This window comes from Rahnella selenatireducens (genome assembly GCF_046449555.1).
Taxonomy (GTDB): domain Bacteria; phylum Pseudomonadota; class Gammaproteobacteria; order Enterobacterales; family Enterobacteriaceae; genus Rahnella; species Rahnella selenatireducens.
The window spans coordinates 303,572-318,763 of the sequence record NZ_JBKEZJ010000003.1; the positions used below are offsets into that span (position 1 = coordinate 303,572).

Annotated in this window: 12 protein-coding genes; 8 read left to right on the plus strand and 4 right to left on the minus strand. The window is 54.5% G+C overall.

What is annotated here, in order from left to right; translation table 11 throughout:
• Positions 1-7 precede the first annotated feature (7 nt).
• Positions 8-1,705 (plus strand): PTS fructose transporter subunit IIBC, encoded by a 1,698-nt coding sequence (gene fruA, locus ACLBVC_RS07115; RefSeq protein ID WP_410149048.1) that lies wholly within the window; start codon positions 8-10, stop codon positions 1,703-1,705.
• Positions 1,706-2,029: 324 nt separating this feature from the next.
• Here fruA and nfo read toward each other — a convergent pair whose 3' ends face one another.
• Both nfo and ACLBVC_RS07125 read right to left on the minus strand, forming a co-directional pair.
• On the minus strand, positions 2,030-2,887 hold the full coding sequence (gene nfo, locus ACLBVC_RS07120) for a deoxyribonuclease IV (RefSeq protein ID WP_410149049.1): 858 nt from the start codon (positions 2,885-2,887) through the stop codon (positions 2,030-2,032).
• An 88-nt stretch (positions 2,888-2,975) separates the two neighbouring features.
• The gene (locus ACLBVC_RS07125; RefSeq protein WP_410149050.1) at positions 2,976-4,076 is read right to left on the minus strand and encodes a YeiH family protein; all 1,101 of its coding nucleotides are present in this window, start codon (positions 4,074-4,076) and stop codon (positions 2,976-2,978) included.
• 271 nt (positions 4,077-4,347) lie between these two features.
• Between ACLBVC_RS07125 and yieE the strand changes: the two genes are divergently transcribed.
• The 7 genes from yieE (at position 4,348) to ACLBVC_RS07160 (ending at position 12,939) form a co-directional block, all read left to right on the plus strand.
• The gene (gene yieE, locus ACLBVC_RS07130) at positions 4,348-5,217 is read left to right on the plus strand and encodes a DNA-binding transcriptional regulator YeiE (protein WP_410149051.1); all 870 of its coding nucleotides are present in this window, start codon (positions 4,348-4,350) and stop codon (positions 5,215-5,217) included.
• A 134-nt stretch (positions 5,218-5,351) separates the two neighbouring features.
• Positions 5,352-6,827, plus strand: a complete 1,476-nt coding sequence (locus ACLBVC_RS07135) for an amino acid permease (RefSeq protein WP_410149052.1) — start codon at positions 5,352-5,354, stop codon at positions 6,825-6,827.
• A gap of 210 nt (positions 6,828-7,037) precedes the next feature.
• A complete protein-coding gene (locus ACLBVC_RS07140) occupies positions 7,038-8,213 on the plus strand; it encodes an ABC transporter substrate-binding protein (protein WP_410149053.1) in 1,176 nt (391 codons plus the stop codon).
• A gap of 41 nt (positions 8,214-8,254) precedes the next feature.
• Complete coding sequence (locus tag ACLBVC_RS07145) at positions 8,255-9,337, plus strand: FecCD family ABC transporter permease (protein ID WP_410149054.1); 1,083 nt, start codon at positions 8,255-8,257, stop codon at positions 9,335-9,337.
• Complete coding sequence (locus tag ACLBVC_RS07150) at positions 9,337-10,173, plus strand: ABC transporter ATP-binding protein (protein WP_410149055.1); 837 nt, start codon at positions 9,337-9,339, stop codon at positions 10,171-10,173. The genes ACLBVC_RS07145 and ACLBVC_RS07150 overlap by 1 nt, the downstream gene beginning before the upstream one ends.
• 186 nt (positions 10,174-10,359) lie before the next feature.
• On the plus strand, positions 10,360-12,333 hold the full coding sequence (gene cirA, locus ACLBVC_RS07155; protein ID WP_410149056.1) for a catecholate siderophore receptor CirA: 1,974 nt from the start codon (positions 10,360-10,362) through the stop codon (positions 12,331-12,333).
• Between the two features lie 360 nt (positions 12,334-12,693).
• Positions 12,694-12,939 carry a hypothetical protein gene (locus tag ACLBVC_RS07160; RefSeq protein WP_410149057.1) on the plus strand — a complete coding sequence of 82 codons (246 nt, stop codon included), beginning with the start codon at positions 12,694-12,696 and terminating at the stop codon, positions 12,937-12,939.
• 44 nt (positions 12,940-12,983) lie between these two features.
• On the opposite strand, the gene ACLBVC_RS07165 is transcribed toward ACLBVC_RS07160, so the two are convergent.
• Together ACLBVC_RS07165 and ACLBVC_RS07170 are read right to left on the minus strand one after the other, a co-directional pair.
• Positions 12,984-13,790 carry a 5'-nucleotidase, lipoprotein e(P4) family gene (locus tag ACLBVC_RS07165; protein WP_410149058.1) on the minus strand — a complete coding sequence of 269 codons (807 nt, stop codon included), beginning with the start codon at positions 13,788-13,790 and terminating at the stop codon, positions 12,984-12,986.
• Between the two features lie 205 nt (positions 13,791-13,995).
• Entirely contained in the window at positions 13,996-15,105 is a 1,110-nt protein-coding gene (locus tag ACLBVC_RS07170) for a porin (protein ID WP_410149059.1), read from the minus strand.
• Positions 15,106-15,192 lie beyond the last annotated feature (87 nt).

Genomic DNA, 15,192 nt, shown 5'->3' on the forward strand with positions numbered 1-15,192 from the left:
AGGCAGAATGAAAACGCTGCTGATGATAGACAGTTCGCTGGGACAGGCTCGCAGCCATCTGGCGAAAAATTTGCTCGCTGCTGCTGCGGCGAAAGCAGGCCATCAGGTGGTCGATCAGGCCGCTGACGCTGAAGTTGTGATCGTGGCCGGTGAAACCGTACCCAACGATGCGGCGCTGGCAGGTAAAAATATTTATACCGGTGATGTGGCGGATGCCGTTCGCGATCCTCAGGCATTTCTGGCACGCGCACTGACAGAAGCCAAACCTTACGTGGCACCGGCTGTTGCCGTGTCGGCACCTTCCGCTGCGGCTGGTCCAAAACGTATCGTTGCTATCACCGCTTGCCCGACCGGTGTTGCACACACTTTCATGGCGGCTGAAGCTATTGAAAGTGAAGCGAAAAAACGCGGCTGGTGGGTGAAAGTGGAAACCCGCGGTTCCGTCGGTGCCGGTAACGCCATCACGCCTGAAGAAGTGGCGGCGGCGGATCTGGTTATCGTTGCGGCTGATATCGAAGTGGATCTGGCGAAGTTTGCCGGTAAGCCGATGTACCGTACCTCTACCGGTCTTGCATTGAAAAAGACCAAACAGGAGCTGGATAAAGCACTGGTTGAAGCGGAAGTGTTTGCCCCTAACGCACAGGGCGCAACTTCCACGGCGAAGAAGAAAGAAGCGGGCGGCTCTGGCCCATATCGTCATCTGCTGACCGGCGTGTCTTACATGCTGCCGATGGTTGTGGCGGGTGGTTTGTGTATCGCGCTGTCCTTCGTTTTCGGTATTAAAGCGTTTGAAGTAAAAGGCACACTGGCGGCGGCTCTGATGCAAATCGGTGGCGCTTCAGCCTTCGCGTTGATGGTTCCGGTTCTGGCGGGCTTTATTGCCTTCTCCATCGCTGACCGTCCGGGCCTGACGCCGGGTCTTATCGGCGGTATGTTAGCCGTGAGCACCGGTGCCGGTTTCCTCGGTGGTATCATCGCTGGTTTCCTTGCGGGTTACGTGGCGAAAGCCATCAGCGGCAAGCTGAAGTTACCGCAAAGTATGGAAGCACTGAAACCTATCCTGATCATCCCGCTGGTCGCGAGCCTGATTACGGGTCTGGTGATGATTTATGTTGTCGGTACACCGGTGGCAAAAATCATGGCAGGTCTGACCGCATGGCTGCAATCTTTGGGTACTGCGAACGCCGTACTGCTTGGCGCAATTCTCGGTGCGATGATGTGTACCGACATGGGTGGCCCGGTAAACAAAGCGGCTTACGCGTTCGGCGTTGCGTTGCTGAGTTCTTCCGTGTATGCACCAATGGCAGCCATCATGGCTGCCGGTATGGTGCCACCACTGGCGATGGGTCTGGCGACCTTGCTGGCGCGTAACAAGTTCGAGCAGAGTGAACGCGAAGGTGGTAAAGCAGCGCTGGTCCTGGGCCTGTGCTTTATCTCCGAAGGTGCGATTCCGTTCGCTGCCCGTGACCCGATGCGTGTTCTGCCGTGCTGTATCGCCGGTGGTGCGCTGACCGGTGCGTTGTCTATGGCATTCCATGCACAGCTGATGGCACCACACGGTGGTCTGTTTGTTCTGCTGATCCCTGGCGCAATCACGCCGGTTCTCGGTTACCTGGTGGCGATTATCGCCGGTACCGTTCTGGCCGGTGGCGCTTATGCGGTTCTGAAACGTTCAGATGCGCAGCTGGCGGCTAAAGCAGCCTGATAATTGCTGTTCAGCAGATGTTGAAAGCGCGGCGAACCCGCTCGAAAAAAGACTCTCGCTGTTCTGATTTGCTCCTTCCCCTCTCACGAGGGGAAGGCCGGGATGGGGTGTTGGCTTTGGCAACTCAGTGGCCTGCTACCCCCCCTCCCGGCCTCCCCCTTCGCAGGGGGAGGGGCAAGGCAACCGATTGTTATCTATGAAAAAAATCCCCCTCCCTCTTTGTCGGTTTCGGCGCAGCGCGCCAAGTGATCACCGCACGTGATAAACCGAAATCGTCTCGATCCAAGCCTTTAAGGCCGCCACTTTCAGCGGCTATCTGCAAATTTAAGCCGCGACTTCAGCCGCCGCTTCACCTTTTAGCCACGCGATCTCATCTTTCCAGATCTCCGGAGCAACCGTTTCGAGGATCATCGGGATGCCGTCAAACCGCGCGTCGCGCATCATCCAGCTGAATACAGTGTTGCCAATGTTACCCTGACCGAGGCTGTGGTGGCGGTCGACGCGGCTGTTGAATTCGCTCTTAGCATCGTTGAGATGCATACCGCGCAGGTACTTAAATCCGACAACGTCTTCGAAATGTTTGAAGGTCTTCTCGCACTCTTCAACCGTTCGCAAATCGTAACCGGCGGCGAAAGCGTGGCAGGTATCGATGCAGACACCGACGCGGCTTTTGTCTTCGACGCCATCAATAATTTTTGCCAGATGCTCAAAGCGGAAACCCAGATTGCTGCCCTGACCGGCGGTGTTTTCGATGACTGCGGTCACGCCCTGTGTTTGTGCCAGCGCGATGTTCAGGGATTCAGAAATGCGTTCGAGACATTTGTCTTCGTCGATTTGCATCAGGTGGCTGCCCGGATGGAAATTCAGCAGCGAAAGGCCGAGCTGTTCACACCGTTGCAGTTCATCAAGAAAGGCTTCGCGGGATTTTTCCAGCGCTTCCGTGATCGGATGGCCGAGGTTAATCAGATAGCTGTCATGCGGCAAAATCTGGTTGCTCTGATAGCCATATTTTTCACAGGCTATTTTGAATTTTTCGATGACGTCTTCTGGCAACGGTGCCGCTTTCCACTGACGCTGGTTCTTGGTGAAAAGCGCAAAAGCCGTGGCTTCCAACTCGTGTGCCCGCAGCACGGCCTGATCGACGCCGCCTGCAGCACTCACGTGTGCTCCTATAAACTTCATTTCCGCTCCTCATTTATTCTTCATCTAAGTGAGAATGATAGCGCCTGCACAAGGCAGGCGCAGCAGAGAAGTGTTAAAACCCGCAACATTAGCCAAAAAGATGCTGAACCAGTTCGTTGATCCCCGCGCCGCCAGCAATCAGCCAGACAAACAATATCGCCGCCAGTAACATCGGTTTCAGCCCCGCCTGACGCAGCGCGCTGATGTGTGTTGTCAGGCCAAGCGCTGCCATCGCCATCGCAAGCAATACGGTGTCGAGCGTGATGAGCGCCGGGATCCAGCTGTGTGGCAGAATATCCAGCGAGTTAAACGCCGCCACCAGAATGAACATCAGTGCGAACCACGGGATGGTGATGTTACGCAAACCTGATTTCTCATCGGCTTCTTTCACACTTTTACCGCGGGCAATCCAGCCGGATAACAGCAGAAGGAATGGAGCCAGCATCATGACGCGGATCATCTTGGCAATCACCGCCGCGTTTTCAGCGTCCGGGCTGACACCCTGACCGGCGGCAACCACCTGCGCCACTTCATGCACCGTCGAGCCGGTATAAATCCCGAACTGTGCAGCCGTGAAGTTCACCCAGTGATAATGCGCGTTAAGCTGCCATAACCATGGATACAGGAAGATGGCGGCGGTGCCGAAAATAACGACCGTAGCCACGGCAACCGTAACTTTTTCCGCTTTAGCGTTGAGTACCGGCTCTGTCGCCATTACGGCGGCTGCGCCACAAATACTGCTCCCAGCGCCGATAAGCATTGAGGTGTCGCGGTCTAATTTAAACACGCGTTGTCCGAGCCAGCAGGCCAGCGCGAAGGTGGAACACAGCATCATGGCGTCGATCAGAATGCCGGTTGCGCCGACATCCGCGATCTGCGCGAACGTCAGCCGCAGGCCGTAAAGAATGATGCCAAGTCGTAACAGACGCTGTTTTGCCAGCGAAACGCCTTCCTCGCACCATGGCCGGGCGGCAGGATAAAACGTATTACCGATAACCATGCCGATAACGATCGCCAGCGTCAGCGCGCTCAACCCTAGCTGGCTTAACGCCGGAAAATCACTCAGCCAGATAGCCAGAGCGGTAATGACGCCGGTCAGCGCCAGGCCGGGAATAACACGACTGATGCGCAGCGGTTGCGGAACGGTACTTTTGAGGGGGGCGCGTTTATTGAGCGGCAATGTGTTCATCGTCGATTCCTCATTTAAGGAGTGATGCGATAAGGCTACGCCGCGCTTATATAAAAATGAAATTGATTATAACTTTATAACCTATCTGAAAAACTGGTATAGAATGCGCTGAAAACCGGGGGCAAAATGGTTGCCCCGATCTACGGGTCTATACTGAAGAAAGAGAAAGCGTGCGGTACGCGGCGGTTTTTCTTCTGAACAGATTTCTGAGCAGACATTTTTGAACAAGCCATCAACGGACCGGAGGGCTTGTAAGGATAGCGGGACATTTATGCACATTACATTGCGACAACTTGAAGTTTTCGCCGAGGTGCTGAAAAGCGGGTCGACCACGCAGGCGTCGGTTGTGCTGTCATTATCACAATCCGCCGTGAGTGCTGCGCTGGCCGATATCGAAGGGCAACTTGGCGTGCAGTTATTTGACCGTGTCGGTAAGCGGCTGGTGATTAATGAGCATGGGCGTCTGCTGTACCCGAAAGCGCTGGCGCTGCTCGAGCAGGCGGGTGAAATCGAGCGTCTGTTTAATCACGACAACGGTTCGCTGCGTATCGGCGCGAGCAGCACCATCGGCAATTACATGCTACCGGCGATGATTGCGGATTACCGGCTGGATTTCCCGCATACGCCTATGGAGCTCAACGTCGGCAACACCAATGACGTGATTAACGCCGTCTCTGATTTTCGGGTAGACCTGGGACTTATCGAAGGGCCGTGCCAGTTGCCGGAGCTGATTACCCAACCGTGGCTGGATGACGAACTGGTGGTGTTTGTCGCGCCGGAAAATCCGCTGGCAGGGCAGACGGTTTCACTGGAAGCGCTGGCGCGGGAACCGTGGATTTTGCGTGAACGCGGCTCGGGTACGCGCGAAGTGTTAGATCACATGTTGCTGCCGCAGTTGCCGGATTTCAATCTGGTGATGGAGCTGGGGAATTCCGAGGCCATCAAGCACGCGGTGCGTCACGGAATTGGCATCAGCTGTCTGTCGCGCCGGGTGATTGCCGAGCAGCTTAGCAGCGGCTCGCTGGTGGAAATCCGCCTGCCGGTTGCCCCGCTGGTGCGTAAACTTTATCTCATTCATCACCGCCAGAAACACATCTCCAACGCCTTATCGCGGTTTTTAACCTATTGTCGCGAATCCTGATTACGGTCTTTCTCTAATGATCCACGGCCTGTTATGAAGGTGTCTTATAACAGGTCGTTCCTGCTATTCAGAGCGACAGGTTTTGCTACAATCCGCGCTTAAATTTTATAATGACGAGCGGATATAGGGTAAAAATGGCTCAACAACCTACAAAAAATGCGCAGGTGCCTCCCACACTGCGACGCGAGCTTAAGGCACGTCACTTAACGATGATCGCCATCGGCGGTTCAATTGGTACGGGTTTATTCGTCGCCTCCGGCGCGACAGTTTCACAGGCAGGCCCGGGCGGCGCACTGCTGTCCTATGCACTGATCGGCATCATGGTTTACTTCCTGATGACCAGCCTCGGTGAACTCGCGGCATTCATGCCGGTGTCCGGTTCATTCTCCACCTACGGCTCCCGCTATGTAGAAGAAGGTTTCGGTTTCGCACTGGGCTGGAACTACTGGTACAACTGGGCGGTGACCATCGCCGTTGACCTCGTGGCCTCGCAGCTGGTGATGAACTACTGGTTCCCGGATACGCCGGGCTGGATCTGGAGCGCCTTGTTCCTCGGCCTGATCTTCCTGCTTAACTACATTTCCGTACGCGGTTTCGGCGAAGCGGAATACTGGTTCTCGCTGATCAAAGTGGTCACCGTCATCATTTTCATCGCCGTGGGCGTGCTGATGATCACCGGCATTATGCGTGGTGCTGAAACTGCGGGCTGGCATAACTGGACTATCGGTGATGCGCCGTTCGCAGGCGGATTTGCCTCGATGATAGGCGTGGCGATGATCGTCGGTTTCTCCTTCCAGGGAACCGAACTGATTGGCGTGGCTGCCGGAGAATCTGAAAATCCAGGCAAAAATATCCCGCGTGCAGTTCGTCAGGTGTTCTGGCGTATCCTGCTGTTCTATATTCTGGCGATTTTGGTCATCAGCCTGATCATTCCTTACACCGACCCAAGCTTGCTGCGTAACGAAGTCGGCGATATTTCCGTCAGCCCGTTCACGCTGGTGTTCCGTAATGCCGGTCTGCTGTCCGCCGCTGCGGTGATGAACGCCGTGATCCTGACCGCCGTATTGTCTGCCGGTAACTCAGGCATGTACGCATCAACCCGTATGCTGTTTACGCTGGCCAGCGAAGGCAAAGCGCCACGCATGTTCGCCAAACTGTCGAAAGGCGGCGTGCCGCGCAACGCACTTTACGCAACCACCATTGTGGCCGCGCTGTGCTTCCTGAGCTCAATGTTTGGTAACCAGACCGTTTACCTGTGGTTGCTGAATACGTCCGGTATGACGGGCTTTATTGCCTGGCTGGGCATTGCGGTGAGCCATTACCGTTTCCGTCGCGGCTATGTTTCACAAGGTCTAGACCTGAAGAAACTGCCTTATCTGTCCGGTTTCTTCCCGTTCGGCCCGGTTTTTGCGTTTGTGCTGTGTCTGATCATCACGCTGGGTCAGAACTATCAGGCGTTCCTGAAAGATACCATTGACTGGGGCGGCGTTGCGGCGACGTACATCGGTCTGCCACTGTTCCTGATTATCTGGTTTGGCTACAAGTTGACCAAAGGCACCAAAGTGGTGAAATACAGCGAGATGGAATTCCCGGATCACGTTGATAAATAACTGACCGGTACGGCTATTTTGTTGCGAAGGCGGAGCTCAGGCTCCGCTTTTTTATGCCTTACTGTTCGTAATGCTTTGTTACTTCAGCCCTGTTTCCCCGCGCTCAATCTATCTGTAACCTTGATAGGTTCTGTAAACTACATTGATAATCGTTATCATTTCTTTTATTGTTAGCCCCACTTCAGGGAAACGTAAAGGAATCGGAAGAAGATGAATTATCAGCAGAATTTTATCAGTTTGCTGTTCAGCAAACGAATTGCTGGCGGATTAACAGGATGCGCACTCGGCATGTTGAGCCTGAGCGCTCAGGCGGTGACGGTCACGGATATCGCCGGAAGAACGGTCTCTGTGCCGGATGATGTCCAGCGTGTAGTGCTGGGCGAAGGGCGGTTGTTCTTTGCCGTTTCCCTGCTCGAAGGCCAGAAGCCGCTCGACCGTATTGTGGGCTGGCAGGGCGATTTCCGTAAGCTGGATCCGCAAACGTACGCGACGTATCAGGCTAAATTCCCGCAGATCGACAAAATCCCGCTGATTGGTAACACCAGCGCCGACAGCATCAGCCCGGAGAAGGTGTTGACGCTGAATCCGCAGTTAGCGATTTTCGGTTTGTCGGGCCACGGGCCGGGCAAAGAAAGCGCGCTGGTGACACAGTTGCAGAAAGCTGGTGTACCGGTGGTCTTTGTAGATTTCCGAACGTCGCCGCTGAAAAATACCCTGCCGAGCATGGAATTGCTGGGCAAAGTGCTGAACCGCGAAAAACAGGCGCAGGACTATATCCGCTTTTATCAGGACAACATCAAACGCGTCACGGATGTGACGAAAGACATTCCTGAGCAGGATAAACCGAAAGTCTTTATCGAATTACGCGCCTCAACCGCTGATGAATGTTGCCGTTCTGCCGGGAAAGGCAACATGGGTGATTTTATCGATCAGGCGGGTGGGGTTAATATTGCCAAACCGTTGCTGCCGGGGCCGCTGGGTCTGGTCAATCTCGAAAAAGTGATTGCGGCGCAGCCGGATGTTTATCTGGTCAGCGGCGGCGGGAAACCGGCGAAATCGGGTGATCCGGCGCCAACCGGCTTAGTGCTCGGCGCACAAACCACGCCGGAAGAGGCGCATGCCAGCCTGACGCCGCTCTTGCAGCGCAAAGGCATCAGCACGCTGAAAGCCGTGGAAAATGGCCGCAGTTTTGGCATCTGGCACAATTATTACAATTCGCCGTATAACGTGCTGGCCGTGCAGGTCTTTGCCAAAGCGTTTTATCCGGCGAAGTTTGCGGATTTGGATCCGCAGGAAACCCAGAAACAACTCTATAAGCAGTTCCTCGCCGTGGAACCGACAGGCACTTACTGGACGGACGCGGTTAAACCGGAAAGCGGCAAGTAATTTCGCCGTCAGTTTTTACGTTAAAGAGACAGAAGCGAATCATGAGTACAACGACCGAACCCGCGCTGACGGTGAAAGCCACTACCGACAACAGCGTGATGGGGCGATATCAGAATATCGTTCGCCGCCGTCTGTTAATCATGCTGGTCCTGGTGCTGGCGATTATCGTCTCACTGGTGATTGATTTCATTATGGGGCCGTCGGGGTTGTCACTCGGTACGCTGTGGCAAACGCTGTTTGATGCGGCGTCAGCCGATCCGGGCACGCGGGTGATTGTGTGGGATATCCGCATGCCTTACGCGCTGATGGCGGTAGCGGTCGGGATGTCCCTGGGGCTGGCGGGTGCAGAAATGCAAACCATCCTCAACAACCCGCTGGCCAGCCCGTTTACGCTCGGGGTTTCTTCTGCGGCGGCGTTCGGCGCTGCACTGGCTATCGTGCTCGGTATCGGCATTCCGGGGATCCCGGATCAATGGTTTATCTCCGCGAATGCCTTTATCTTTGCGCTGCTCGCCGCGCTGATGCTTGACGGCATCACCCGCTGGACGCGTGTTGCCAGCTCCGGCGTGGTGCTGTTTGGTATCGCACTGGTCTTTACCTTTAACGCACTGGTTTCCCTGATGCAGTTCATCGCCACCGAAGACACCTTACAAGGCTTGGTTTTCTGGACGATGGGCAGTCTGGCGCGTGCGTCCTGGGTGAAACTGGGCGTGATGTTGCTGGCGTTTCTGATTTTGCTACCGTGGTCGATGATGAGCGCGTGGAAGCTGACTGCGCTGCGTCTGGGTGAAGATCGCGCGGTAAGTTTTGGTATCGACGTGCGCCGTTTACGTCTGGGCACGTTGCTGCGCATCAGTATTCTCTCCGCGCTGGCGGTGGCGTTTGTCGGGCCGATTGGTTTTATCGGGCTGGTCGCGCCGCACATTGCGCGCCTGATGTTTGGTGAAGATCACCGTTTCTATCTGCCGGCGAGCGCGCTGATTGGTGCGCTGGTGCTGTCGATGGCGTCGGTGGCGTCTAAAAATCTGGTGCCGGGCGTCATTATTCCTGTCGGTATCGTTACCTCGCTGGTCGGCGTGCCGTTCTTCCTCAGCATTATTCTTCGTCACAGGGGGAACGTCTGATGTCAGCGATGCTCGAAACCGATCCGCAAACATTGCTCAATGCCGCCACGCAGGGGCTGCAAATCCGCGATTTCAACGCCGGTTATCCGAAGCGCCCTGTGATCCGCAACCTGAATGTACCGATGCTGCCGCGCGGGAAAATCACCGTGCTGCTCGGGCCGAACGGCAGCGGGAAATCCACCTTGTTGCGTTCGCTGGCCGGACTGAACCGGGCGGAAGGGCAGTTGCTGCTCGACGGCCACGATCTCATGCCGATGCCGTTTGCCCGTCGTGCGGAGCAGGTGGTGTATCTGCCGCAAACGCTGCCAGCCGGTGTGCATCTGCATGTGTTGGAATCCATTATCGTGGCGCAGCGTGCGTCCGGTGGTAAAGGAAAAGCCGCTGAAGGCACGGACAGCGTGATGGCGCTGCTGCGTCAGCTTGGTATTGAACATCTGGCGCTGAGTTATCTTGATCAGCTTTCCGGCGGGCAGAAACAGCTGGTCGGGCTGGCGCAATCGTTGATCCGCCAGCCATCGCTGCTGCTGCTTGATGAACCGCTCAGCGCGCTCGATCTGAACTACCAGTTCCACGTGATGGATCTGGTGCGCAAGGAAACGCAAAAACGCAATATCGTGACCGTGGTGGTGGTGCATGACATCAACATCGCGCTGCGCCACGGCGACCGCGTGCTGATGCTCAAGGACGGTAATCTGATTGCTGACGGCGAGCCGGAAGCGGTGATCACCCCGGGAAGTCTTGCGCGCGTTTACGGCGTACGCGGGAGAATTGAACGCTGCTCGCAGGGAACGCCGCAGATCCTGATCGACGGACTGGTCAGCGACCCTTCGATTTAAGTTCTGACGAAATAAAAACGGACGCAGCCAACGCAGCGGCGTCCGCCTTTCACATTGTGAGCCTGAAACTAATAAAAACATCCTGATAAACCGGGCGGGTTTGTTCGTGCCGTGTTTACCGGTTTGACGGAATTTAATTACAACGTCCCGCACCGGCGGGGTTGTTTTATCTCATGGAGAGAAGAAATGGTTAAGGTCAAATTTACACCGGCACTCAAAGCCGGGCTGCTCGCTCAGTTATTTGCCGCCGCGTGTCCTGCGATGGCGGAAGATGTTTCTGAAGTGAAAGAAAAAGAAGACCAGATGGTGGTGACGGCTTCCGCCATCCAGCAAAACCTCAAAGATGCGCCAGCCAGTATCAGCGTCATCACCCGCGAAGACCTGCAAAAAAAACCGGTTCAGAACCTGAAAGATGTTCTGAAAGATGTGCCGGGCGTACAAATCACCAATGAAAGCGACAACCGCCAGGGCGTCAGCATCCGCGGGCTGGGCAGCGGCTACACCCTGATTCTGGTTGACGGCAAACGCGTGAATTCCCGCAACGCCGTATTCCGCCATAACGATTTTGATTTAAGTTGGATCCCGGCGGAATCTATCGAACGTATCGAAGTGGTGCGCGGGCCGATGTCCTCACTTTATGGTTCCGATGCGCTGGGCGGCGTGGTTAACATCATCACCCGCAAAGTCGGCACCGCGTGGCACGGCACATTGAGCGCGGACACCACGGTTCAGGAACACCGCGATCGCGGTGACAGCGGCAACGGAAATTTCTTCGCCAGCGGCCCGCTGGTTGACGATCTGCTCGGCGTAAAAGTTTACGGCGCGCTGGGTAAACGTGAGAAAGATCAGGCCAGTTCCGCCAGCGGCAGCGCCGGTGAGCCGCGCATTGAAGGCTATACCTCGCGCAATGCCAATGTGGAATTCTCACTGACGCCCACCGAAGATCAGGATATTACACTCGGCTACGGTATGGATCGTCAGGACAGGGATTCCGACTCGCTGGATAAAAACCGTGTTGAACGCGAAAACTACTCGCTGGGCCACAACGGACGCTGGGGGCTGGCGAATACTGAACTGCGTTTCTACGGTGAAAACATCGAGAACAAAAACGCCGAAACCATCACCTCGAAGAATAATTCACTCGACGGCAAAGTCGTGATCCCGCTGGGGGATTACAACCAGTTCCTGACGTTTGGCGGCGAATACCGTAACGATAAACTCGAAGATGGCGTCAACATGAAGAGCGGCGGCAGCACGCAGGCCAACCAGTACGCGCTGTTCCTCGAAGACGAATGGCGTATTTTCGAAAGCCTTGCGCTGACCGGCGGCGTGCGCATGGACGACCACGAAAACTACGGCGTCAACTGGAGCCCGCGTGCGTATCTGGTCTACAACGCCACCGACACCGTCACGCTGAAAGGCGGCTGGGCATCGGCCTTCAAAGCACCGTCCCTGTTACAGCTCAGCCCGGACTGGCAAAGTGCCTCCTGCCGCGGCAGCTGTAATGTGGTCGGCAGCAAAGATCTGAAAGCAGAAACCAGCGAAAGCGTGGAATTCGGCATGTACTACGCCGGTCAGGAAGGCTGGCTGGAAGATGTGAGCGCCAGCGCCACTGTCTTCCAGAACGACATCGACGACATGATCACCGTTATCCGCACCGCCAACCGTAATCTGGCACAGACTTACGCGAACTTTGTCGGCTTTGATGCCAGCGGTAATCCAATCTTCCGTTATTACAACGTCAATAAAGCCCGCATCCGTGGCCTGGAAACAGAAGTCAGCCTGCCGGTCACCGACGTGCTGAATCTGAAGCTGAACTACACCTATAACGATGCGCGCGACCTGAGCAACGGCGGAAACAAACCGTTATCCGAACTGCCATTCCACACCAGTAACGCTACGCTGGACTGGAAACCGTGGGATGCCTGGAGTTTCTACGTTTCCGCCAACTACAAAGGCAAAAGCCGCACCGTCACCGACGGCAACGTCACGCCGGGCGGATACACTATCTGGAACACCGGCGGTTCGTATCAGGTGAATAAAGCCGTGAAACTGCGGGCCGGGGTGCTGAACCTGACGGATAAAGACCTGAACCGGGATGACTACAGTTATAACGAGGATGGACGTCGGTACTTTGCGGCGATCGACTATAGTTTCTGATTGCAGGAGGCCGCTGCAAAAGCGGCTTTTTTCTCGCTTGCAGCGAGGGTTAATCGGGATAATTTCGGTTTTTCAATTGCAGTGATCATTTAACTCAGGTCAAGACCTTGGGTTGCCACCCAAACCGGCCTCAAAGGGGGGCTGTACAGTCGCCACCCTTGAGAATCCCGGGCTCTTTAACTGCGCGCTACCGCTCGCTGGCTATGTTTCAGCAACTCCTCTTATTGCCGCAAACGCCGCCGCTGCGCGGTACTTTCGCTTCGGGTTCGAACCTGCTCGAAAAAAAGACTCTCGCCGTTTCTCACCTCTCACTCAACGTCGTTTTGAACGCGGCCACAGACTTCCTAATTCGAAAAATTCATGCTGGCTGGTTTTGATTTGCACCTTCCCCTTGGCAAGGGGAAAGACGGGATGGGGTTCGAAATGGCAACTTTAAAGCTGAGTTGTATGCAAAACCCCCTCCCAACCTCCCCCTTCGCAGGGGAGGAGCAAACCAACCGTTCGCAGAAGCTTGCAAATTTAAATGGCCGCCAGCCGCTTTCAGAAAGCTTGCCGAGCGAAGTGTTTCGAGACCAATGGCTCGAAACCGAGTTATCTTCGATCTGAGCTTCCGGTGGAGCCGGAAAAGTTTGCCAGCTTTCTAAAGGCGCTTACTTCCCACTCCACGCCTTCAAATTCTGATCCCGCACCGACAATTTTGCCTCAGGCGACAACTTATTGTAATCCTTCGCCAGACCGCTCTCCCAGTCGCCGTAAAGCGGGTTCGGCAGAACGATATATTGGGTGCCGAACTGCTGATGGTTCTGGTTTACGAAGGCGCGGCGCTGTTCATTGTTCTGATGATAAGTAGCGGAACCGAAGTCGTTCAGATTGTCGCCCACGTATAATACAACGTGATAACCGGCTGCTTTGACGGCGTCAAAGCGTGCCTGTTTGTTCGAAGTATCAGAACTCAGCAGCACGGTTTTGTCGTTGGCGCCGGTGAAGCCCAGACGGTTCATGTTATCGACCGTGGCGGCGTATTCACTGGTTTTTCGGTTCGACACATAGAACATCGTGCCGCCGTGGGTATTCACGTAGTTGGCGAATTCAACAGCGCCCGGAACGGCGGTTGCCTGACGGGCAGCTGTCCATTGTGACCAGGTTTTGCTGTCGAACGGTTGGTTCGCTTTGACCTGCCACGCGCTGTAAGCGCTGTTATCAAGCATAGTTTCATCAAGATCGACGATGACGGCTTTCTTCTGTCCCGCCAGTGGTTTGGCCTGGTCATACGCCATTTTTGCGGTGTTGAACGCCTGATAAGCCAGCGCCTGATATTCACCGGATTGCTGGAACCAGTTCAGCGCCATTACCGACTGATCGTTCAGTTTCTGCTGGGCATCCGGCTTTTGCTGCGCGCAGCCAGTGAGAGCCAGCATGATCAACGCACTGGTGGTGCAAAGCGAAATTTTGTTCATTTGTCATCCCTATGCTTGTTAAGAAAGATTCGCATTCGTGAAAATCGTTAAAACTGTAGCAGATTCAGCGGGGTGTGGAAGAGTTTATGACGATTAACGCGAGACGTGCTGGAAAATGGCAGAAATGAAAAAAGCCGGAGGGTGAGTCCGGCCGAAAAAAATCAAAGACAGAGAAATAACAATGAGGGAGGGTATTTGACTTAAATCAGAACTGATAAACCAGACCGACAGCCGTCACGTCGTCGTTATTCAGAGCCAATTTATTGTCGTCAGACAGTTGGTTGATTTTATAATCAACATACGCGGACATGTTTTTGTTGAAGTAATAGGTGGCTGCTACGTCAACATATTTAACCAGGTCTGCATCACCGATATTCTCAATATCTTTCGCTTTAGTCTGAACATAACCCAGTGACGGACGCAGGCCATTTTCAAACTGATATTGTGCAACAGCTTCGAAAGTTTGTGTTTTATTAGCAAAACCGCTGCCAGCAGGTGCGCCAGCAATACCGCCAGGCACGGTAATCGCGATCATATTACGGGTTTCAGCATACATAGCGGCTAAATAAACACCGTTTGCATCGTATTTCATACCGCCGGTCCAGGCGTCTGCTTTATCGCCTTTACCGTAAGTTGAGTTGCTCTGGCCGGTTGTGCGGTCAGAAGAAGCATAAGCGCCACCGAAGCTCACGCCGGTATCACCCAGTGCGTAAGTCGTCGACAGGGCATAGCCGTCACCGTTTGCGGTGCTGCTGCTGCGGCCGTCGTTTTCGTTTTTGCCCTGGTACTGAATGGCAACGTTCAGACCATCAACCAGACCGAAGAAGCCACGGTTACGGTAGGTCGCCACGCCGTTAGTACGGCCAGTCATGAAGCGGTCAGCTTTGGTGTAACCGTCGCCGCCGAATTCAGGGAACATATCGGTCCAGGCTTCAACGTCGTACAGTGCGCCGTAGTTGCGGCCATAATCGACGGAGCCATATTGACCGAATTTCAAACCTGCGAAGCCCAGACGGGTTTTGGTACCGGTGGTGCTTGGCGTTTTGCTGTCAGACTCAGCATGGTTTGCCATCACGTTGTATTCCCACTGGCCGTAACCGGTGATCAAATCATTAATTTGTGTCTGGCCTTTAAAACCGAAACGAACGTAACTCTGGTCACCATCATTGCCGGGTGCGTCAGAGAAATAATGCAGCCCTTTAACTTTACCGTACAGATCCAGTTTATTGCCGTCTTTATTATAAACTTCCGCTGCGTGAGCTCCTGATGCAATCAGTAAACCAGGAATTAAAAGTGCCAGAATATTACGTTTCATGAATTTGTACCCTGCATTTTTTATTAAAAGCTTTTCGGGAAAGCTTTATATGAAGTCTTGTGGAAAGACGCTAATCATCATTTTTGC

Coding starts and splice junctions, on each gene's coding strand:
- fruA (WP_410149048.1), top strand. CDS start 8: ATGAAAACGCTGCTGATGATAGACAGTTCGCTGGGACAGGCTCGCAGC.
- nfo (WP_410149049.1), bottom strand. CDS start 2,887: ATGAAGTTTATAGGAGCACACGTGAGTGCTGCAGGCGGCGTCGATCAG.
- ACLBVC_RS07125 (WP_410149050.1), bottom strand. CDS start 4,076: ATGAACACATTGCCGCTCAATAAACGCGCCCCCCTCAAAAGTACCGTT.
- yieE (WP_410149051.1), top strand. CDS start 4,348: ATGCACATTACATTGCGACAACTTGAAGTTTTCGCCGAGGTGCTGAAA.
- ACLBVC_RS07135 (WP_410149052.1), top strand. CDS start 5,352: ATGGCTCAACAACCTACAAAAAATGCGCAGGTGCCTCCCACACTGCGA.
- ACLBVC_RS07140 (WP_410149053.1), top strand. CDS start 7,038: ATGAATTATCAGCAGAATTTTATCAGTTTGCTGTTCAGCAAACGAATT.
- ACLBVC_RS07145 (WP_410149054.1), top strand. CDS start 8,255: ATGAGTACAACGACCGAACCCGCGCTGACGGTGAAAGCCACTACCGAC.
- ACLBVC_RS07150 (WP_410149055.1), top strand. CDS start 9,337: ATGTCAGCGATGCTCGAAACCGATCCGCAAACATTGCTCAATGCCGCC.
- cirA (WP_410149056.1), top strand. CDS start 10,360: ATGGTTAAGGTCAAATTTACACCGGCACTCAAAGCCGGGCTGCTCGCT.
- ACLBVC_RS07160 (WP_410149057.1), top strand. CDS start 12,694: ATGCTGGCTGGTTTTGATTTGCACCTTCCCCTTGGCAAGGGGAAAGAC.
- ACLBVC_RS07165 (WP_410149058.1), bottom strand. CDS start 13,790: ATGAACAAAATTTCGCTTTGCACCACCAGTGCGTTGATCATGCTGGCT.
- ACLBVC_RS07170 (WP_410149059.1), bottom strand. CDS start 15,105: ATGAAACGTAATATTCTGGCACTTTTAATTCCTGGTTTACTGATTGCA.